At 50.2% G+C, this 21,204-nt stretch carries 16 protein-coding genes, 4 tRNA genes, 3 rRNA genes and 1 pseudogene; 9 read left to right on the top strand and 15 right to left on the bottom strand.

Translation table 11 applies throughout. From position 1 onward, the window contains the following. The first annotated feature begins 39 nt into the window (after positions 1-39). Positions 40-672 carry a hypothetical protein gene (locus HV127_RS12975; RefSeq protein WP_001567369.1) on the top strand — a complete coding sequence of 211 codons (633 nt, stop codon included), beginning with the start codon at positions 40-42 and terminating at the stop codon, positions 670-672. 28 nt (positions 673-700) lie between these two features. Here HV127_RS12975 and HV127_RS12970 read toward each other — a convergent pair whose 3' ends face one another. Further along, positions 701-2,104 carry an ISNCY-like element ISKpn21 family transposase gene (locus HV127_RS12970; protein WP_001567368.1) on the bottom strand — a complete coding sequence of 468 codons (1,404 nt, stop codon included), beginning with the start codon at positions 2,102-2,104 and terminating at the stop codon, positions 701-703. A 97-nt stretch (positions 2,105-2,201) separates the two neighbouring features. On the opposite strand from HV127_RS12970, the pseudogene HV127_RS12965 reads away from it, so the two are divergent. Beyond that, positions 2,202-2,732 (top strand): annotated as a pseudogene (locus tag HV127_RS12965) (substrate-binding domain-containing protein); the annotation flags it as partial. A gap of 68 nt (positions 2,733-2,800) precedes the next feature. On the opposite strand, the gene HV127_RS12960 reads toward HV127_RS12965, so the two are convergent. Then, positions 2,801-2,877, bottom strand: a tRNA-Asp gene (locus HV127_RS12960). A 132-nt stretch (positions 2,878-3,009) separates the two neighbouring features. Further along, positions 3,010-3,741, bottom strand: a complete 732-nt coding sequence (dnaQ, locus tag HV127_RS12955; protein ID WP_197975052.1) for a DNA polymerase III subunit epsilon — start codon at positions 3,739-3,741, stop codon at positions 3,010-3,012. 65 nt (positions 3,742-3,806) lie between these two features. Here dnaQ and rnhA point away from each other — a divergent pair, with 65 nt between their 5' ends. Then, positions 3,807-4,274, top strand: a complete 468-nt coding sequence (gene rnhA, locus HV127_RS12950; RefSeq protein WP_182236483.1) for a ribonuclease HI — start codon at positions 3,807-3,809, stop codon at positions 4,272-4,274. Here rnhA and HV127_RS12945 read toward each other — a convergent pair. Then, positions 4,271-4,993: a class I SAM-dependent methyltransferase gene (locus HV127_RS12945; RefSeq protein ID WP_182236480.1), complete on the bottom strand. Its 723-nt coding sequence runs from the start codon at positions 4,991-4,993 to the stop codon at positions 4,271-4,273. The genes rnhA and HV127_RS12945 overlap by 4 nt on opposite strands. Before the next feature lie 33 nt (positions 4,994-5,026). Here HV127_RS12945 and gloB point away from each other — a divergent pair, with 33 nt between their 5' ends. Then, positions 5,027-5,782 (top strand): hydroxyacylglutathione hydrolase, encoded by a 756-nt coding sequence (gloB, locus tag HV127_RS12940; protein ID WP_182236477.1) that lies wholly within the window; start codon positions 5,027-5,029, stop codon positions 5,780-5,782. A gap of 71 nt (positions 5,783-5,853) precedes the next feature. Continuing rightward, positions 5,854-7,221 (top strand): murein transglycosylase D, encoded by a 1,368-nt coding sequence (gene mltD, locus HV127_RS12935; protein WP_112213997.1) that lies wholly within the window; start codon positions 5,854-5,856, stop codon positions 7,219-7,221. A 54-nt stretch (positions 7,222-7,275) separates the two neighbouring features. On the opposite strand, the gene HV127_RS12930 is transcribed toward mltD, so the two are convergent. The 3 genes from HV127_RS12930 to HV127_RS12920 form a co-directional block, all read right to left on the bottom strand. Continuing rightward, on the bottom strand, positions 7,276-8,046 hold the full coding sequence (locus HV127_RS12930; RefSeq protein ID WP_182236474.1) for a class I SAM-dependent methyltransferase: 771 nt from the start codon (positions 8,044-8,046) through the stop codon (positions 7,276-7,278). Positions 8,047-8,130: 84 nt separating this feature from the next. Then, a complete protein-coding gene (locus HV127_RS12925; protein ID WP_181486486.1) occupies positions 8,131-8,928 on the bottom strand; it encodes an endonuclease/exonuclease/phosphatase family protein in 798 nt (265 codons plus the stop codon). A gap of 103 nt (positions 8,929-9,031) precedes the next feature. Next, the gene (locus tag HV127_RS12920; RefSeq protein ID WP_182236472.1) at positions 9,032-10,222 is read right to left on the bottom strand and encodes an MFS transporter; all 1,191 of its coding nucleotides are present in this window, start codon (positions 10,220-10,222) and stop codon (positions 9,032-9,034) included. Between the two features lie 104 nt (positions 10,223-10,326). Here HV127_RS12920 and yafC point away from each other — a divergent pair, with 104 nt between their 5' ends. After that, a complete protein-coding gene (yafC, locus tag HV127_RS12915) occupies positions 10,327-11,229 on the top strand; it encodes a DNA-binding transcriptional regulator YafC (RefSeq protein ID WP_182236470.1) in 903 nt (300 codons plus the stop codon). Positions 11,230-11,278: 49 nt separating this feature from the next. Here yafC and dkgB read toward each other — a convergent pair whose 3' ends face one another. From dkgB to gmhB, 8 genes are all read right to left on the bottom strand, one after another. Continuing rightward, positions 11,279-12,082: a 2,5-didehydrogluconate reductase DkgB gene (gene dkgB / locus HV127_RS12910; protein WP_182236468.1), complete on the bottom strand. Its 804-nt coding sequence runs from the start codon at positions 12,080-12,082 to the stop codon at positions 11,279-11,281. 163 nt (positions 12,083-12,245) lie between these two features. Continuing rightward, a tRNA-Asp gene (locus tag HV127_RS12905) sits at positions 12,246-12,322 on the bottom strand. 56 nt (positions 12,323-12,378) lie between these two features. After that, positions 12,379-12,494: ribosomal RNA gene (rrf, locus tag HV127_RS12900) — 5S ribosomal RNA — on the bottom strand. Between the two features lie 65 nt (positions 12,495-12,559). Further along, positions 12,560-15,466: ribosomal RNA gene (locus HV127_RS12895) — 23S ribosomal RNA — on the bottom strand. A gap of 200 nt (positions 15,467-15,666) precedes the next feature. Continuing rightward, positions 15,667-15,742, bottom strand: a tRNA-Ala gene (locus tag HV127_RS12890). Positions 15,743-15,851: 109 nt separating this feature from the next. Next, positions 15,852-15,928 (bottom strand) — tRNA-Ile (locus HV127_RS12885). 71 nt (positions 15,929-15,999) lie between these two features. Further along, a 16S ribosomal RNA gene (locus HV127_RS12880) occupies positions 16,000-17,539 on the bottom strand. Together the 16S, 23S and 5S rRNA genes with 3 tRNA genes alongside form the textbook arrangement of a ribosomal RNA operon. A 365-nt stretch (positions 17,540-17,904) precedes the next feature. Continuing rightward, positions 17,905-18,471 carry a D-glycero-beta-D-manno-heptose 1,7-bisphosphate 7-phosphatase gene (gene gmhB / locus HV127_RS12875; RefSeq protein ID WP_110272441.1) on the bottom strand — a complete coding sequence of 189 codons (567 nt, stop codon included), beginning with the start codon at positions 18,469-18,471 and terminating at the stop codon, positions 17,905-17,907. 188 nt (positions 18,472-18,659) lie between these two features. On the opposite strand from gmhB, the gene metN reads away from it, so the two are divergent. Genes metN through metQ form a run of 3 tightly spaced genes read left to right on the top strand, consistent with a single transcriptional unit; the run spans position 18,660 to position 21,192 of the window. Then, positions 18,660-19,691 (top strand): methionine ABC transporter ATP-binding protein MetN, encoded by a 1,032-nt coding sequence (gene metN, locus HV127_RS12870; RefSeq protein ID WP_182236466.1) that lies wholly within the window; start codon positions 18,660-18,662, stop codon positions 19,689-19,691. Beyond that, positions 19,684-20,337 (top strand): methionine ABC transporter permease MetI, encoded by a 654-nt coding sequence (locus HV127_RS12865; RefSeq protein WP_110272443.1) that lies wholly within the window; start codon positions 19,684-19,686, stop codon positions 20,335-20,337. Before metN ends, HV127_RS12865 begins: the two co-directional genes overlap by 8 nt. A gap of 39 nt (positions 20,338-20,376) precedes the next feature. Continuing rightward, complete coding sequence (gene metQ / locus HV127_RS12860) at positions 20,377-21,192, top strand: methionine ABC transporter substrate-binding lipoprotein MetQ (protein ID WP_110272444.1); 816 nt, start codon at positions 20,377-20,379, stop codon at positions 21,190-21,192. Positions 21,193-21,204 lie beyond the last annotated feature (12 nt).

Genomic DNA, 21,204 nt, shown 5'->3' with positions numbered 1-21,204 from the left:
AGACTTTCCTCCGACTGAAACAACAGGATGATTGAGCCCATGCTTCGATACGAGTTAACGCCGAACAATGCAGGTTTTATACTGTGGGGAGATTCAGAAGCCCTGAATGAATTACATGAACTCATTCATTACATCGTGGATGAAAGCCCACTGATTAAAGTTAAAGACGGATTTATGTTATCCCTTGCCTATGATATTCGTAAAGCACGGGAAGGTAATCGTCGTGTTGAGCAACATCAGTATGATCAACATGATACATATAAGCTTTATGGTGTTGAGCTTTTATGGCCTCTGGTCCTGGTACAGTCCTCAATACTCAGAAACTCAATGGGTTATATTCAGACAGACAAAAACCAGCTGTCTGTCATGTATGCCTTTGAATACCTGATAGAATCAGCATTAACAGAGTCTGAGAGAACAACGTCGAATGATATTATGCTAACAGTAAAATATGCATCAGACTCTGATTTTAATTTCATTGAGGATAATATTGACAGCAGGTGCTGCTATTTTATCAGCCTATCTCCGGAGCAAAGAAAAAAGCAGTTAATCAGTATTGTTCGTTCTTTTCATTCATTATGGGGTAAGTATGCCCGTGAAAAGCAGGACATAAAGATGCTGAACGAAATGAATAATACATCATGGGTCTGGCCGGACAATATCAACTGGTGAGCAACCACTGTCCGGCCAGTGAGTACCATCAGCGGGCTCTTTTACCAAAAATGTCCTCTGAACGTGACTGAAGCTGTTTGAGTGCTTCGAGCATGTCATCATTATCCAGTGAGCGCTGGGATTTCTTCCCTTCCTGCTTTGGCCGTCGTCGGGAAGGGCCATCTCCAGCGGGAATTGACTGAGAGCGCGTGTTATCCCGCTTGCTCTGCACCAGACTGATAAACTCCAGGGTTCGGCCAAGACGCTTGTTATCGACAATCGCGCCCTGGTCGATTTCTGACAGTCGGTCGTAGGTAGAGTAGGGAAGTAGCGTACCGTTCAGGCGCAGCTCTTTTCTGCCATCAGGATAGTGATACACATCGATATATTTACCTATTGCACGGCGACTCAGTTCGCTGTCTTCAATCAGGTACAACATTTTATCATATTGTATCGTCAACGATTTTGAGACTTTACGTTTTTCACGAACAGTGAAAATAAGCCCCAGGTCCTCATCATGTTCTACAGCACGGTGTACGTCAAAATCATGTCGCGGTACTTTGCCAAAACGGCGGTTATAGTCAGCCATATAGGCCTCAGCGAAGTCATTTGCAGCCTCCATTGAACAAATGCCCTGTAACCGCAGCTCTTTGACCAGACGATCCTGTAAAGTGAGGTGAGCTCGTTCTACACGCCCTTTGGCGGGACTGGTTTCTGCACAGATAGTCTGGATGTTCAGTTCATGCATGGCTCGCCCAAACTGAGTATGCCCGTCTCCGCCTGTGGCGTGTTTATTGTTAACACGAAAAACACCGGCTTTATCGCTGTACAGTGCCAGCGGTTTACCATGCTTATCGATATAGCGCCGCGTGGCTTCGAAGTAAGAAAACGTGGACTCCGATTTAACAAACAACAGTTCCATCAGTTTGCTGGTTGCATCATCAACATAGACCAGCGCGGTGCAGGCCGGGCCACGGCCTTCAAACCAGTCGTGATCACAGCCATCTATTTGTATCAGCTCACCAGTACACGGACGCCGGTACCGTGGTTGAGGGATCCTTGCGGCACGTTGTTTACGGGGAACCCATAAGCCAGCCCGCACCATGATGCGCCGGACAGTTTCTTTGCCAAGAAACAGTCCGTGGAGTTCTTCGAGCTTTTCACGCGCCAGAGTCGGACCGAAATCAGCATAACGCGTCTTGATCAGTTCCAGAGCCTGATCTGCGAGCCCGGGTGGCAACTGGCGGTTACCACGCATGCCACATCGTCTGCTGGCCATACCAAGCGGTCCGCCTTCACGGTAACGGGCAAGAAGTCTGCGGCATTGCCTGTCGCTGATACCGAGGTGCTCGGCCGCACGGCGCGTTGTGATGCGACGTTCAATGACGTCCTGTATAATCTTGATCCGGTTGATCTCTTTCAAAGTAAACACTCCTGAGCTTTCTGCGCTCATGATATGCCTCCCGGTAGTTTAAACGGACCAGTGAAGCTTACCATAGCGCGGACATCTGAATTGAGCCACAGGCGGACATTACTATTGAGCCATTACACCAAAGGTTCGTTTATCTTTACAATCGTTAAATTGCTATTCGATTCGCGATGCCCTGCTGGATGATGATGTCGATCTCGGGGTGTTTTACCGTGTCGGTAATGATGAAGCATTGAAAATTCACCACTTTGGCGATCAGCAACTGGTACTGGTCGCTTCGCCGGAACACGCTCCGGTTAACTTTATGCGCCGGGACCAACACATTCCGCTGAGTTTTATCATCAATGAGCCACAGTGCATTTTCCGGCAAATATTTGAAGGCGAGCTGCGCAAGCGCGGCATTACTCTGGAAAATACGATTGAGCTATGGAGTATTGAAAGTATCAAGCAATGTGTGGCGGGTAATCTCGGCGTAAGCTACCTGCCGCGATTTGCCGTAGAACAAGAATTGCGTGAAGGTAAACTGGTGGAACTGCCTTTCAGTAAAAAACCGCTGAGTATTAATGCGGTATGCGGGTATCACGCCAGCAAAGTTGTCAGCCCGGCGATGCAGGTCTTTGTCGAGTGTATGGAAGAGTGCCTGAAGATCTGATTCATAAAATTGCACAGGCCTGAAACGACGAAAGCCTGAATCATTGCTGATTCAGGCTTTCTGAATAGTGGCGGAACGGACGGGACTCGAACCCGCGACCCCCTGCGTGACAGGCAGGTATTCTAACCGACTGAACTACCGCTCCACTTACTGTTCCCTTGGGAACGAGGCAGATACTACGGTTTCCCCTCTACTGCGTCAATGGTTTTTCTTCATTTATGAATCGCTTGCTGCAAAAATCGCCCATCGGACTATTTTTCATGCATATTCCGACAATTCAGGCCCGCCACAGGCAGCTCCCGCCTTTCTTTTGTACCAGATCGAGCCGCGATTCATGGTTCATCAGCTCTTCGTCCGAGGCATAAAGCACACGTAATTTACTGGCAGCCCGAACAACGCGCTGTATTCCTATTTCTCCGGCCTGCTGCTGCCCTTCCCCTTCCATCGAGAAAGCCATTGTTGTCTGGCCACCGGTCATCATCAGATAAACGTCAGCCAGAATCTGGGCATCGAGCAATGCCCCGTGCAGCGTTCGCTTACTGTTGTCTATTTCATAACGCGAGCATAGTGCATCAAGGCTATTACGCTTTCCCGGGAACATTTTACGCGCTACGGCCAGGCTATCGGTGACCTTACAAAACGTATCGGTTTTCGGAATTCCACGCTTAAGCTTGCCAAACTCATAGTCCATAAAGCCGATATCGAACGATGCGTTATGGATGACCAGTTCCGCACCGCGGATGTAATCCATAAACTCATCGGCAACATCAGCAAACACCGGCTTATCCATCAGGAATTCATCAGCAATACCGTGAACACCAAATGCTTCAGGGTCCACCAGCCGATCTGGTTTTAAATAGACGTGGAAGTTATTCCCGGTCAGGCGGCGGTTAATCACCTCCACCGCGCCGATCTCGATTATCTTGTGCCCTTCATAATGGACACCGAGTTGGTTCATACCGGTGGTTTCAGTATCGAGAACAATCTGTCGTGTAATTGCAGTGCTCATAGCGGTCATTTATGTCAGACTTACCGTTTTACGTATCGATTTCAATTACAGGAAGTCTACCAGAGATGCTCAAACAGGTAGAAATTTTCACCGATGGCTCTTGTCTGGGAAATCCAGGCCCAGGCGGTTACGGTGCAATTTTACGCTATCGGGGGAAAGAGAAAACCTTTAGCGAAGGTTTTAATCTTACGACTAATAACCGCATGGAGATGATGGCGGCAATTGTCGCTCTGGAAGCGCTGAAAGAACAGTGCGAAGTGATTCTCAGCACCGACAGCCAGTATGTTCGCCAGGGGATTACTCAGTGGATCCATAACTGGAAAAAACGCGGCTGGAAAACCGCGGACAAAAAACCAGTCAAAAACGTCGATCTCTGGCAGCGACTGGACACAGCGCTGGGCCAACACAAGATAAAATGGGAATGGGTCAAAGGCCATGCCGGCCATCCGGAAAATGAACGCTGCGACGAACTGGCACGCGCAGCAGCCTCTAACCCCACCCAGGACGATACCGGTTATAAGGCAGAAAGTTAATTCTGCCCTTTGCGCCACTGTCGTGTGGCGCCGACAGCCTGCCGTATCCGGTTTTTTGCTTTACCCGATTTCATCGGGTTTAGCGTCAAGGGTATGGTGCGTTTACGAGCAATAATCAGCTGTAAGCAGCCCAGAGCGGGTAAATGCGTACTAAGCATTTTCCCCCCATGACGGGACCAGGGTAGCACCTGATAGCGACCACAGTGGAGCACTTCAAAGTTCAGCAACGCCAGCCAATCTAGCTGGCGCGTCAACGTAAACATCCGGCTGTTATACGGGGTCTTATTGCGTAACACGGGTACTAGCTTACGTAACCCCATCAGACTCATTGGATTGAAACTGGTTAAAATAATCCAGCCATCATCAATCAGCACCCTGTCCGCCTCCCGCAGCAGGCGGTGCGGATCGCTACACCATGGCAAAGTATGAGCCAGTAAACAGGCATCAACCGATTTCTCGGCAAAAGGTAAATACAATGGGTCGGCTTTCACCTGTATCGGGTTACCCTGCAAAGAAACATTCACCTGATGAGAAATAGCGCAGGATTCGGTATTAATTTCCGCGCTCAGATTGCCAATTTTAAGTAAATGAAAACCATATAATTTAGCCAGCCACGGTTTCATCTGCCGTTCTAGTGATTCGCGATAGTATTCACCCCACGGCATGCTGGACCAATGCTCGGGCGCTGCCACTGTATGAGGTATCCTTGCCGGCTTCATCACAACCTTCCGCTATGCTTTGAGAGGTAATTTATGAATCTTATCAGTATTCCCGCATTTCAGGACAACTACATCTGGGTTCTTGCTGAGGATAGTGGACGCTGTCTGATAGTCGATCCTGGCGAAGCGGCACCCGTGTTGGCCGCAATAGAACAGAACCACTGGCGACCAGAAGCTATTCTATTGACTCACCACCACCACGATCACGTTGGCGGAGTAAAACAACTTCGCGAGAAATTTCCTACAATCGTGGTTTACGGGCCGGCAGAAACCCTGGATAAGGGAACCACTCACCTTGTGGCTGATGGCGATAGCATCTCCGTTTTAGAGCGTGAATTTTCTATTTTCGCCACTCCGGGTCACACTTTAGGACACATCTGTTTCTTCATGAAACCTTATCTATTCTGCGGCGATACTATGTTTTCAGGTGGCTGCGGTAGGTTATTTGAAGGCACTCCAGAGCAGATGTATCAATCATTTATGAAGATCAACGCTCTTCCCGATAAAACATTAATATGTTGCGCACATGAGTACACTTTAGCAAATATGAAGTTTGCATTAAGCATCCTGCCCCTGGATAGGGATATAAATGATTACTACCACAAAGTTAATGAGTTACGTGCAAAAAAACAAAATACACTGCCCGTAACTCTGAAAAATGAGCGTCGTATAAATTTATTTTTACGCACAGATGACGATGATTTAATTAAAGAAATTTCCAAAGAAACAAATTTGCAACACTCTATTGAGAGATTTGCATGGTTAAGGTCAAAGAAAGACGTCTTCTGATATTTAATTCTTGTCTTCGGTCGACTTCACCGTTATTCTTGCTCGTCTTTTAAGCAACTATTGACACACACATGAAGGCACGAGCGATTTTACTCGTCTCTGTCCTGCTGGTAGGGTGCCAGGCGTCTAAACACGATGGCACCGTTCAACAGCACGCACAGAGCCTTTCTGCAGCGAGTCAAGGGGAAGCAGGTAAGTTCACAAGTCAAGCGCGCTGGTTAGATGATGGAACCTTCTACGCGCAAGACCAGGATCTGTGGGCTTCCATTGGCGACGAGCTGAAGATGGGAATTCCGGAAAATGTCCGGATTCGCGAACAAAAGCAGAAATATTTGAGAAATAAGAGCTATCTCCACGATGTAACTTTACGGGCAGAGCCGTATATGTACTGGATAGCCGGGCAAGTTAAGAAACGTAACATGCCTATGGAACTGGTATTACTACCCATAGTGGAGAGCGCTTTTGACCCGCATGCAACGTCTGGTGCCAATGCCGCAGGTATTTGGCAGATCATTCCGAGCACCGGGCGCAATTATGGTCTGAAGCAAACCCGCAGTTATGATGCGCGTCGTGATATCGTCGCCTCAACAACTGCGGCGCTGAATATGATGCAACGTCTGAACAAAATGTTCGACGGCGACTGGTTGTTAACTGTCGCAGCATATAACAGCGGTGAAGGCCGGGTAATGAAGGCAATTAAAGCCAACAAATCACGTGGAAAACCCACAGATTTTTGGTCACTCTCATTACCTCAGGAAACCAAAATCTACGTACCTAAAATGCTGGCTTTGAGTGATATTCTCAAGAACAGCAAGCAGTATGGCGTAAAACTGCCCACAGCAGACGAAAGCCGAGCGCTGGCACGTGTACGCCTCGACAACCCGGTTGAGATTTCACAGCTAGCCGATATGGCAGGAATGCCGGTTAGTAAGCTGAAGACGTTCAACGCAGGTGTTAAGGGTTCGACCCTGGGCGCTAATGGGCCTAACTATGTATTGGTGCCGCAGAAACATGCAGCTCAATTGCGTGAGTCTTTGGCTTCCGGTGACATTGCTGCCGTGCAGCCGACTCAGCTTGCGGACAACAGACCGTTGACCAGTCGTAGTTACAAAGTGCGTTCTGGAGATACTATCTCCGGTATAGCATCTCGACTCGGTGTATCAACGAGAGATCTGCAGCAATGGAATGGTATTCGCGGATCAAACCTGAAAGTGGGTCAGAGTCTCGTAATCGGTGCAGGTAGCAGTGCAGAGCGTCTGGCAAACAATAGCGATAGCATCACTTATCGCGTGCGCAAAGGCGACTCGCTATCGAGTATTGCAAAACGCCATGGCGTGAACATTCGCGATGTGATGCGCTGGAATAACGATACCGGCAACCTGAAACCTGGCGATCAGTTAACGCTGTTTGTGAAAAACAGCGACAGACCTGAATCCTGATAGCTCAGGATTCATTTTAAAAGGCACCCATGTGGTGCCTTTTTTTTTTCTGCTCTAGATCGCTTTATGAGCCTCAAACATAATTGTATCGCTGGTAAAAGATCCATCCAGCTCCAGTGCAAAGTAAGCCTTAACCTCTGCCGATGCGCTCTCCTGATACAGACGAATAGCCTCCACCAAAGGCGCTGGTGTCCGCATCCGGGCAACCCATGAGCCGAATTCCAGCGGCAAGCGATCGGTCAGCAAATTATTCGTCACTAATCCCGCCTCATTCGCCATTGCCAGCCATTCACCGCTTGAGTAATTGCGAACATGAGAAGTATCGCGCAAAGCCTCAACGGTCTGCAGCCAAACATCACGAACCGGATGCCCTGGCGACATGACGTCCATGATAATTACGGCTCCTCCCGGTTTCAGCACCCGCTTGACTTCGCGTAATGCCTGACCGACATCATGCCAATGATGTGCAGAATAGCGGCTAATCACCACATCAAAACTGGCATCAGCGAAAGGCAGTGATTCGGCATAACCCTGCTGAGTCGCAATATTAACAAACCCTTTATCCGAAGCGGCCTGAGCTACAACCTCCAGCATCTGGCTGGATAAATCATACGCCACCACCTGTGCAACCTGTCCTGCAGCTGCAAAACTGGCATGACCGGCGCCACATCCCATGTCCAGCACCTGAGCCTGCGGAAAATCGGCTAACCTTTCTGCCAGACGTTGCAGATCGCGCCCGGATGCATGTACAGCGCTAGTCAGATAAGCGCTAGCCTGCGAGCCAAACTGTTTTTCGACATTGTCGTGATGAGAGCGTGTTGTCATTGCTTTGTCCTTCGGTTGTTTGAGTAATAAAGGCAGAACCATACTTGCGCAGGCCTGCCCCATGGCAGGCCTGACATACCTTAATTAATCAGGCTTGCCGGGACTGAATTCAACTAGTAGAGGATTGTGGTCGGAGGCGCGCGTCACCAATACGGAAGCGTCGTGTACGCTTAAGCCTCGATAGAACACAAAATCAAGCGGACGACCAAAAGCGCGACGGCGCTGATCGTCAGAGAAGCGGACTTCACGCAGCGACATTTCCCGCGCAAAGCGGTACAAAGCGTTCATTCGCGGACGGCTCCAGGCGTTGAAATCACCCGCCATAATCACCGGTCCGCTGTGATGGGCTATCTGATCGCCTATCGGCAACAGTTGCTTGCTGTAGACATCGACACCAAGGCTGAAGTTGACCGCGTGAATATTCACCACCATCAGCAAACGGGCATCTGGTAACGGATAAACTGTCACTAGCGCTGACTTCGCCAACCGCAGGATCGGCTCACGTTCACGCAGAGGGCAGCAGTATATCGGATGAGCAGAGGCTAACGTCATCACGCCAGAAGGATGCTGAGGCAGTACCAGCGCCGGCACCTGATCGGCGGCCAGATAATTGGACGTAGCAAATTTTACTAACTCAGGCGTGGTTTGCGCTTCCTGTAACAGCACCAGGTGGGCATCTTTGCCGAAATTATTAAGAACGGATTTCCACTCGGCGCGCTGCTGTTTGAAGATATTCCACACCAGTACGCGGATTTTTTCATCTGAGCTTAACGGCACCCCAGAAGGGAAAGCCGGAGTAATGCCTGCAAACGACCCCGGAGGTAAAATTCTCTCCGCGGGTTGTCCGGCGACATAGCGCATGGCATAGGTATTCTTTCGCAATTTAGGCATCAAACCTCGATAACAGGAAACCAGCCCGACTGCGGCTGGTCCTTCTGTTATAGGGATTTTTGTATACACTTTCAATGCAATTTGCCAGAAACCGTTATCCTTCTACGGAAAGGCCCGTAGCACAGCGCTGAGGCTTATCGAGCCGACCGCTAATAACCACCAATAACAACGCAACCAGCACAATCAGCGCGCCAATCCAGGGCGTCTGAGCCAAACCATAATGTTCCACCGTCTGTCCACCAATCACGGAACCTAACGCAATACCAATATTGAACGCTGCAATGTTCAAGCCGGAGGCGACATCAACCGCATCGGGAGTATATTGCTCCGCCTTTTGGACTACGTACACCTGTAGACCAGGAACATTACCGAAAGCAAAAATACCCATCACCAGTATCGTCGCTAACGCGGCATAGTGAATACTTGCCGTGAACTGAAATACCAACAGCAGAACAACCAGGGCAGCAAAGATAAACTTCAGCGCTACAACGGCGCCATGTTTATCTGCCAGTTTACCGCCCCACACGTTACCAATTGCGACCGAAACACCATACCCCAATAAAATCCAACTCACTGCTGATGGACTAAAACCGGCCAGATCTTGCATCATCGGTGCCAGGAAGGTAAAAGCGGTAAATACGCCACCATAACCAAGTGCAGTAATAGCATAAATAATCAGTAAACGTGGATGAGTCAGGACCTTAAGTTGATTACGTAGGCCAGCACTGACGCGGCCAGGGATATTACTCGGTACCAGAATCAGGCTGCTAATTAACGCGACCGCTCCAAGGATCGATACCGCCAGGAATGTCTCACGCCAGCCAAAATGTTGGCCAATAAAAGTGCCTAGCGGAACACCGGTCACCAACGCAACTGTCAGACCACCAAACATAATTGCAATCGCCGAAGCTGCTTTCTCTTTTGGCACCAGGCTGGTAGCAATTGTCGAACCTATCGAGAAGAATACGCCGTGTGCCAGACCTGTCAAAAGGCGTGCCAGAACGAGAGTTTCATAGCCTGGTGCCTGCCAGGCCAAAAGATTACCAGCGGTGAACAGTACCATCAATGCCAGTAGTAGCTGCTTACGCGGCATACGACCGGTCAATGCGGTGAGTACCGGGGCGCCAATCGCCACGCCTAACGCGTAGATAGAAACCAGCAAACCCGCAGAGGGCAATGAGATAGACAGCTGTTCAGCAATTGCAGGTACCAGACCTACAATTACAAATTCAGTCGTGCCGATAGCAAAGGCACCGATCGTCAAGGCAAGTAGCGCCAGTGGCATAATTTACTCCGTATCACCAGGATTAAGATGACACGTAGTATGAAGGGATGTTTTAATAACAAAAATAGTCAAAATATCAATAGAATTTTGCCACAGGTGCAATAATGAGAGCTACCTCAGAAGAAATCGCCATCTTTGTCGCCGTAGTAGAGAGTGGTAGCTTCAGTCGCGCGGCTGAACAGTTAGGACAAGCCAACTCTGCCGTGAGCCGGGCCGTGAAAAAGCTGGAGTCAAAACTCGGTGTTAGCCTGCTTAACCGTACCACTCGTCAGCTAAGTTTGACCGAAGAGGGGGAGCGTTATTTTCGCCGTGTACAGGTGGTGCTTCAGGAAATGGCGGCGGCTGAGAATGAGCTTCTGGAAAGTCGGACGACGCCAAGAGGATTATTACGTGTTGATGCTGCAACACCAGTGATGCTGCATTTTCTAATGCCTTTGATAAAACCTTTTCGCGAACGCTACCCGGAGATGAGTCTTGCTTTGGTCTCCTCAGAAACGTTTATAAATCTGATTGAGCGCAAAGTTGATGTTGCCATCCGCGCGGGTACCCTGACTGATTCCAGTTTGCGCGCCAGACCGTTGTTTAATAGCTACCGCAAAATTATCGCCTCACCGGAGTATCTTGCTTGTTGCGGTACACCGCAAAACGTAGCCGATTTAAAAAATCACCAGTGCCTGGGTTTTAGCGAACCCTTGTCATTGAATACATGGCCCGTTTCCTGCTGTGATGGCCAACTGCTGGAGGTTGAATGTGAAATATCGTCTAACAGTGGAGAAACACTCAAACAACTTTGCCTCGCAGGTAATGGCATCGCTTGCCTGTCGGATTATATGGTGGATAAAGAGATTGCCAGCGGGGAGTTTGTTGAATTGCTTGCCGACAAACGCCTGCCGGTCGAGATGCCATTCAGCGCAGTGTACTACAGCGACAGGGCCGTAAGCACGCGCATCAGGGCATTTATTGATTTTCTTAGCGAGCACGTCAAACAGCTCCCGAAGGAGCTGTAAGAGACTGTCCTCCGGCAGCGGCGTAAACCGCCGTGCCGGAGGCCGTGGATTAATCCCACTTCGGCGCCAGGCCTTCCGGGCTTACCAGGCGGTCGTTGCAATCCAGTGCAGCGATCGCTTGACGATCTTCATCGTCCAGCTTCAGATCCAGCGCTTTCAGGTTGCTCGCCAGGTTTTCACGCTTGGTGGAAGATGGGATAACCGCATAACCTTCGCCCATCGCCCATGCCAGGATGACCTGAGCCGGGGTCGCATTATGTTTAGCGGCGATACGGGCAATCACTTCATCTTTCAGAGCTTTACCGTAGGCCAGCGTCATATAAGAAGTGATATGGATACCGTGCTCACGCGCCCAATCGACCACTTTACGGTTCTGCAGGTACGGAGACAGTTCGACCTGGTTGGTCGCGATATTCTCCGCACCGACAGTAGCAATTGCACGCTCCATCAGCGGGATAGTGAAGTTAGAGATACCAATCTGACGGGTCAGCCCCTCTTTCTTCGCTTCCAGTAGGGCGGCCATAAACTCTTCGACTGCAACAGCATCATTCGGTGACGGCCAATGGATCAGCGTCAGGTCGACATAGTCGGTACGAAGCTTCTGCAAACTCTCTTTCAGGCTGGCGATCAGCTTATCTTTGCCCAGGTTTTCAATCCAGATCTTGGTGGTGATGAACAGCTCATCACGCGCGATGCCACTTTCAGCAATGGCCTGACCTACAGCCGCTTCGTTATCATAGATTTGTGCGGTATCAATGGCGCGATAGCCCAGCTCCAGCGCCGTTTTTACAGAAGCGATTACCACATCATCTTTCAGGCGGAAGGTGCCCAGACCAAATGCAGGGATTGTCATGATTTTCCTCTTTATTTATCAATATCGGTTAACGAGGACAATTATGGCGAATGAAAGGAGCGAGAAAAAGATCGCTATATGCAGAGGATTTTTGCTAAATCAGCAATAATTAAACGACAAGAAAAGAAAAAGCCCTGAGCAAATGCCCAGGGCTTTTAATAAGTGGCGGAACGGACGGGACTCGAACCCGCGACCCCCTGCGTGACAGGCAGGTATTCTAACCGACTGAACTACCGCTCCACCGAATTTCTTTACAACCACCGGTTTAATGCCCCGGTTTCACTTGCTAATTTGATGCCTGGCAGTTCCCTACTCTCACATGGGGAGACCCCACACTACCATCGGCGCTACGGCGTTTCACTTCTGAGTTCGGCATGGGGTCAGGTGGGACCACCGCGCTGTCGCCGCCAGGCAAATTCTGTTTATCTGTATCAAGCTGAAATTCTCTCAAATCCGCCAAAACATCTTCGGCGTTGTAAGGTTAAGCCTCACGGTTCATTAGTACCGGTTAGCTCAACGTATCGCTACGCTTACACACCCGGCCTATCAACGTCATCGTCTTTAACGTTCCTTCAGGACTCTCAAGGAGTCAGGGAGAACTCATCTCGGGGCAAGTTTCGTGCTTAGATGCTTTCAGCACTTATCTCTTCCGCATTTAGCTACCGGGCAATGCCATTGGCATGACAACCCGAACACCAGTGATGCGTCCACTCCGGTCCTCTCGTACTAGGAGCAGCCCCCCTCAATTCTCCAGCGCCCACGGCAGATAGGGACCGAACTGTCTCACGACGTTCTAAACCCAGCTCGCGTACCACTTTAAATGGCGAACAGCCATACCCTTGGGACCTACTTCAGCCCCAGGATGTGATGAGCCGACATCGAGGTGCCAAACACCGCCGTCGATATGAACTCTTGGGCGGTATCAGCCTGTTATCCCCGGAGTACCTTTTATCCGTTGAGCGATGGCCCTTCCATTCAGAACCACCGGATCACTATGACCTGCTTTCGCACCTGCTCGCGCCGTCACGCTCGCAGTCAAGCTAGCTTATGCCATTGCACTAACCTCCTGATGTCCGACCAGGATTAGCTAACCTTCGTGCTCCTCCGTTACTCTTTAGGAGGAGACCGCCCCAGTCAAACTACCCACCAGACACTGTCCGCAACCCGGATTACGGGTCCACGTTAGAACACCAGCCATTAAAGGGTGGTATTTCAAGGATGGCTCCATGCAGACTGGCGTCCACACTTCAAAGCCTCCCACCTATCCTACACATCAAGGACCAGTGTTCAGTGTCAAGCTATAGTAAAGGTTCACGGGGTCTTTCCGTCTTGCCGCGGGTACACTGCATCTTCACAGCGAGTTCAATTTCACTGAGTCTCGGGTGGAGACAGCCTGGCCATCATTACGCCATTCGTGCAGGTCGGAACTTACCCGACAAGGAATTTCGCTACCTTAGGACCGTTATAGTTACGGCCGCCGTTTACCGGGGCTTCGATCAAGAGCTTCTCCTTACGGATAACCCCATCAATTAACCTTCCGGCACCGGGCAGGCGTCACACCGTATACGTCCACTTTCGTGTTTGCACAGTGCTGTGTTTTTAATAAACAGTTGCAGCCAGCTGGTATCTTCGACTGATTTCAGCTCCATGAGCAAGTCACTTCACCTACCATCAGCGTGCCTTCTCCCGAAGTTACGGCACCATTTTGCCTAGTTCCTTCACCCGAGTTCTCTCAAGCGCCTTGGTATTCTCTACCTGACCACCTGTGTCGGTTTGGGGTACGATTTGATGTTACCTGATGCTTAGAGGCTTTTCCTGGAAGCAGGGCATTTGTTACTTCAGCACCGTAGTGCCTCGTCATCACACCTCAGCGTTGAATGACGTTCCGGATTTACCTGGAACATCCGCCTACATGCTTAAACCGGGACAACCGTCGCCCGGCTAACATAGCCTTCTCCGTCCCCCCTTCGCAGTAACACCGAGTACAGGAATATTAACCTGTTTCCCATCGACTACGCCTTTCGGCCTCGCCTTAGGGGTCGACTCACCCTGCCCCGATTAACGTTGGACAGGAACCCTTGGTCTTCCGGCGAGCGGGCTTTTCACCCGCTTTATCGTTACTTATGTCAGCATTCGCACTTCTGATACCTCCAGCAGCCCTCACAGGCCACCTTCAACGGCTTACAGAACGCTCCCCTACCCAACAACACATAGTGTCGCTGCCGCAGCTTCGGTGCATGGTTTAGCCCCGTTACATCTTCCGCGCAGGCCGACTCGACCAGTGAGCTATTACGCTTTCTTTAAATGATGGCTGCTTCTAAGCCAACATCCTGGCTGTCTGTGCCTTCCCACATCGTTTCCCACTTAACCATGACTTTGGGACCTTAGCTGGCGGTCTGGGTTGTTTCCCTCTTCACGACGGACGTTAGCACCCGCCGTGTGTCTCCCGTGATAACATTCTTCGGTATTCGTAGTTTGCATCGGGTTGGTAAGTCGGGATGACCCCCTAGCCGAAACAGTGCTCTACCCCCGAAGATGAGTTCACGAGGCGCTACCTAAATAGCTTTCGGGGAGAACCAGCTATCTCCCGGTTTGATTGGCCTTTCACCCCCAGCCACAAGTCATCCGCTAATTTTTCAACATTAGTCGGTTCGGTCCTCCAGTTAGTGTTACCCAACCTTCAACCTGCCCATGGCTAGATCACCGGGTTTCGGGTCTATACCCTGCAACTTAACGCCCAGTTAAGACTCGGTTTCCCTGCGGCTCCCCTATACGGTTAACCTTGCTACAGAATATAAGTCGCTGACCCATTATACAAAAGGTACGCAGTCACCCAACAAGTGGGCTCCTACTGCTTGTACGTACACGGTTTCAGGTTCTGTTTCACTCCCCTCGCCGGGGTTCTTTTCGCCTTTCCCTCACGGTACTGGTTCACTATCGGTCAGTCAGGAGTATTTAGCCTTGGAGGATGGTCCCCCCATATTCAGACAGGATACCACGTGTCCCGCCCTACTCTTCGAGTTCACAGCCTGTGTGTTTTTGTGTACGGGAGTATCACCCTGTACCCTGCGACTTTCCAGACGCTTCCACTAACACACAAACTGATTCAGACTCTGGGCTCCTCCCCGTTCGCTCGCCGCTACTGGGGGAATCTCGGTTGATTTCTTTTCCTCGGGGTACTTAGATGTTTCAGTTCCCCCGGTTCGCTTCGTTAAGCTATGTATTCACTTAACGATAGTGTGTCGAAACACACTGGGTTTCCCCATTCGGAAATCGTCGGTTATAACGGTTCATATCACCTTACCGACGCTTATCGCAGATTAGCACGTCCTTCATCGCCTCTGACTGCCAGGGCATCCACCGTGTACGCTTAGTCGCTTAACCTCACAACCCGAAGATGTTTCACTTCATGATTGCGAAAATTTGAGAGACTCGAACACACCGTCATGCTGTTCTTATTACGGAGAACAGACGCAGCGTGTCGTTTCAATTTTCAGCTTGATCCAGATTTTTAAAGAGCAAAACTTCGCAGTGCACCTTTTCAGGTACACTCTGAAGTTTTCTTGTTTTTTGCAGTAAAAGGATGGTGGAGCTATGCGGGATCGAACCGCAGACCTCCTGCGTGCAAGGCAGGCGCTCTCCCAGCTGAGCTATAACCCCATCGTAAAAACTTATCTCTGTACCGATAATTTGTCCTGAGACAAGGCGTGGAATGACGAAGCATACTGACGTATGCGAGTCGTTTCACAACACAGTATCAGGGCAAATTTGGTAGGCCTGAGTGGACTTGAACCACCGACCTCACCCTTATCAGGGGTGCGCTCTAACCACCTGAGCTACAAGCCTGCAGAGATTTTTTACTGCTAATTTTTCATCAGACAATCTGTGTGGACACTACAAAGGCAGGTTCTTTAAGGTAAGGAGGTGATCCAACCGCAGGTTCCCCTACGGTTACCTTGTTACGACTTCACCCCAGTCATGAATCACAAAGTGGTAAGCGCCCTCCCGAAGGTTAAGCTACCTACTTCTTTTGCAACCCACTCCCATGGTGTGACGGGCGGTGTGTACAAGGCCCGGGAACGTATTCACCGTGGCATTCTGATCCACGATTACTAGCGATTCCGACTTCACGGAGTCGAGTTGCAGACTCCGATCCGGACTACGACATACTTTATGAGGTCCGCTTGCTCTCGCGAGGTCGCTTCTCTTTGTATATGCCATTGTAGCACGTGTGTAGCCCTACTCGTAAGGGCCATGATGACTTGACGTCATCCCCACCTTCCTCCAGTTTATCACTGGCAGTCTCCTTTGAGTTCCCGGCCGGACCGCTGGCAACAAAGGATAAGGGTTGCGCTCGTTGCGGGACTTAACCCAACATTTCACAACACGAGCTGACGACAGCCATGCAGCACCTGTCTCAGAGTTCCCGAAGGCACCAAAGCATCTCTGCTAAGTTCTCTGGATGTCAAGAGTAGGTAAGGTTCTTCGCGTTGCATCGAATTAAACCACATGCTCCACCGCTTGTGCGGGCCCCCGTCAATTCATTTGAGTTTTAACCTTGCGGCCGTACTCCCCAGGCGGTCGACTTAACGCGTTAGCTCCGGAAGCCACTCCTCAAGGGAACAACCTCCAAGTCGACATCGTTTACAGCGTGGACTACCAGGGTATCTAATCCTGTTTGCTCCCCACGCTTTCGCACCTGAGCGTCAGTCTTTGTCCAGGGGGCCGCCTTCGCCACCGGTATTCCTCCAGATCTCTACGCATTTCACCGCTACACCTGGAATTCTACCCCCCTCTACAAGACTCTAGCCTGCCAGTTTCGAATGCAGTTCCCAGGTTGAGCCCGGGGATTTCACATCCGACTTGACAGACCGCCTGCGTGCGCTTTACGCCCAGTAATTCCGATTAACGCTTGCACCCTCCGTATTACCGCGGCTGCTGGCACGGAGTTAGCCGGTGCTTCTTCTGCGAGTAACGTCAATCACTGCGGTTATTAACCACAATGCCTTCCTCCTCGCTGAAAGTACTTTACAACCCGAAGGCCTTCTTCATACACGCGGCATGGCTGCATCAGGCTTGCGCCCATTGTGCAATATTCCCCACTGCTGCCTCCCGTAGGAGTCTGGACCGTGTCTCAGTTCCAGTGTGGCTGGTCATCCTCTCAGACCAGCTAGGGATCGTCGCCTTGGTGAGCCGTTACCTCACCAACAAGCTAATCCCATCTGGGCACATCTGATGGCATGAGGCCCGAAGGTCCCCCACTTTGGTCTTGCGACGTTATGCGGTATTAGCTACCGTTTCCAGTAGTTATCCCCCTCCATCAGGCAGTTTCCCAGACATTACTCACCCGTCCGCCGCTCGTCACCCGAGAGCAAGCTCTCTGTGCTACCGCTCGACTTGCATGTGTTAGGCCTGCCGCCAGCGTTCAATCTGAGCCATGATCAAACTCTTCAATTTAAGTTTGATGCTCGTGAATTAAACTTCGTAATGAATTACGTGTTCACTCAGAGACTTGGTATTCATTTATTGTCCGAAGACATTAAGAATCCATGTCACTTTGAGTGCCCACACAGATTGTCTGATAAATTGTTAAAGAGCAGTGCAACGCGGCTTTCGCTCACCGTTGCGAGGTGGCGTATAATACGCTTTCCTCTTTCAGAGTCAACCTTATTTTCAGGTTTTTCTCTTCAACCGACCCGGCTGTTTGTGTGAAGTGATTCACATCTGCCGTGTCAGTGGGAGCGCATTATAGGGAGTTCTTCGGCGGTGACAAGCGGAAAAATACAATTTTATTTCAACCGCTCAACTTTTATACGTAACGTTTACTTTTGCTGCTTTTTGATGGCATCAGGCAGGTCCGCCAGGCTATTAAGCACCCAATCCGCGGCATTTTCCGCTTCCGGAGTGACTGGCTTGCCAGTACGAACTAATACTTTTGTCCCAATATCTGCAGCCAAAGCCGCCTGCATATCTTCTACTTTATCGCCTACCATATATGAAGCAGCCATATCTATATGCAGATAGTCGCGCGCCGAGATAAGCATTCCAGGATGCGGCTTGCGGCAGTCACAGGTCTGACGAAATTCTTCTACAGTACCCTGCGGGTGATGCGGACAATAATAGATACCATCCAGATCAACGCCACGGTCAGCCAACGACCAGTCCATCCACTCAGTCAGCGTTTCAAACTGATCTTCAGTAAATTTACCGCGGGCAATGCCGGACTGATTGGTCACCACCACCAGCGCATAACCCATCTCCTTTAATTGACGCATTGCGTCAATGACGCCATCAATAAATTCAAAGTTGTCGATTTCGTGCACGTATCCGTGATCAACATTAATTGTGCCATCACGGTCAAGAAAAATTGCGGGTACTGACTTTGCCACCGGTTTGCTCCTGATAAAGGCTAGTCTGATTAGTATCGCATGTTTCCAGACGCAAGAAAGTGCTCATTATACAGAGTCAGATTGATTTAGACGTCTGGATGCCTTAACATCCATTTCATTGACAGGCATCGCCTGGACACGGCAGAAGAAAATGCCACGGCAAACGGCTAAACGATAATAAATAACTGATGATTAAACTTTCGAATATCACCAAAGTGTTCCAACAAGGGAACCGCAGCATACAGGCGCTGAACGATGTCAGCCTGCATGTGCCTGCTGGTCAGATTTATGGCGTCATCGGCGCTTCTGGCGCGGGTAAAAGTACCTTGATCCGCTGTGTTAACTTGCTTGAACGCCCTACTGAAGGCAGCGTGCAAGTTGATGGCCAGGAGCTAACGGCGCTTTCCGAAAAAGAGCTGACCCGCGCTCGCCGTCAGATTGGCATGATCTTCCAGCACTTTAACCTGCTTGCCTCACGTACCGTGTTCGGCAACGTTGCCCTGCCTCTGGAGCTCGACAATACGCCTAAAGATGAAATTAAGCGCCGGGTTACCGAGCTGCTTGCTCTCGTTGGGCTGGAAGACAAACACGATAGCTACCCGGCGAACCTCTCAGGCGGGCAAAAGCAGCGCGTCGCCATTGCGCGCGCGTTGGCCAGCAACCCGAAGGTTCTGCTCTGCGATGAAGCCACCAGTGCCCTGGATCCAGCGACCACTCGTTCGATTCTGGAATTGCTGAAAGATATCAATCGTCGCCTGGGCCTGACGATTCTGCTTATCACTCATGAAATGGATGTGGTCAAACGCATCTGTGACTGCGTTGCTGTTATCAGCAACGGTCAGCTGATTGAACAGGATACGGTGAGCGAAGTCTTCTCTCATCCCAAAACGCCGCTGGCGCAGCAGTTTATTCAGTCAACGCTGCATCTGGATATCCCGGATGATTATCAGGCTCGCCTGAAACCTGAGGCTCTTCCTGATAGCGTACCGATGCTGCGCATGGAGTTCACTGGTCATTCCGTTGATGCCCCGCTTCTCTCTGAAACCGCTCGTCGCTTTAATGTGAACAACAACATTATTAGCGCGCAGATGGATTACGCTGGCGGTGTGAAGTTCGGCATTATGCTGACCGAAATGCACGGCACACAGGAAGATACCCAGGCCGCAATAGCCTGGCTGCAGGAACATCATGTAAAAGTAGAGGTACTGGGATATGTCTGAACCAATGATCTGGCTGCTGGTTCGCGGCGTATGGGAAACGCTGGCCATGACGTTTGTCTCCGGCTTCTTCGGTTTTGTTCTCGGCTTACCGGTCGGCGTACTGCTGTATGTCACCCGTCCAGGGCAAATTGCGGCTAACGCGAAGCTGTACCGTACGCTGTCTGCGGTGGTTAACATCTTCCGCTCAATTCCTTTTATCATCTTGCTGGTATGGATGATTCCATTCACTCGTATTATTGTCGGGACGTCGATTGGTCTGCAGGCAGCAATCGTCCCGTTGACAGTTGGTGCCGCACCCTTTATCGCTCGTATGGTGGAAAACGCCCTATTGGAGATTCCGACCGGTCTTATCGAAGCATCACGCGCTATGGGCGCAACGCCGATGCAGATCGTGCGTAAAGTCCTGCTGCCGGAAGCGCTGCCGGGTCTGGTGAATGCGGCAACGATCACGCTAATTACCCTGGTTGGCTATTCCGCGATGGGCGGTGCTGTGGGTGCCGGTGGCCTGGGGCAGATTGGCTACCAGTATGGCTATATCGGCTACAATGCAACCGTGATGAATACCGTACTGGTATTACTGGTTATTCTGGTTTATTTAATTCAATTCTCTGGCGATCGTATCGTCCGGGCTGTGACTCACAAATAACATTACACACAATACAGAATCTTACAGGAAGGAAATAACATGGCCTTTAATTTCAAAACCTTTGCGGCTGTCGGTGCGTTAATCGGTTCTCTGGCTCTGGTGGGTTGCGGTCAGGATGAAAAAGATCCAAATCATATTAAAGTCGGCGTTATCGTCGGTGCGGAACAGCAGGTTGCTGAAGTCGCGCAGAAAGTAGCAAAAGAAAAATACGGCCTTGATGTTGAGCTGGTAACCTTCAACGACTACGTTCTGCCGAACGAAGCGCTGAGCAAAGGCGATATCGATGTTAACGCCTTCCAGCATAAACCTTATCTTGATCAGCAGATTAAAGACCGTGGCTACAAACTGGTTTCCGTGGGTAACTCTTTCGTCTACCCCATTGCCGGTTATTCGAAAAAAATCAAATCACTGGACGAGTTGCAACCGGGTTCTCAGGTCGCAATCCCTAACGATCCGACAAACCTTGGTCGCTCACTGCTGCTGTTGCAGCAAGTTGGTCTGATCAAACTGAAAGAAGGTGTGGGTCTGCTGCCAACCTCTCTGGATGTTATTGAAAACCCGAAAAACCTGAAAATTGTTGAGTTGGAAGCACCACAGCTTCCACGTTCTCTGGATGATGCACAGATCGCCCTGGCGGTTATCAATACCACCTACGCCAGCCAGATTGGTCTGACGCCAGCAAAAGACGGTATTTTTGTGGAAGGTAAAGATTCTCCATACGTGAACCTGATTGTTGCTCGTGAAGACAACAAAGATGCGGAAAATGTTAAGAAATTTGTTCAAGCCTACCAAAGTGACGAAGTTTACGAAGCGGCTAACAAAATCTTTAACGGCGGCGCAGTGAAAGGCTGGTAATCTTTTTTCAGC

Origin of the sequence: Klebsiella sp. RHBSTW-00215, from assembly GCF_014103785.1 — a bacterium.
Taxonomy (GTDB): Bacteria; Pseudomonadota; Gammaproteobacteria; order Enterobacterales; family Enterobacteriaceae; genus Klebsiella.
The sequence above is the reverse complement of the archived record's forward strand: the minus strand, read 5'-3'. Positions and strand labels throughout refer to the sequence as shown.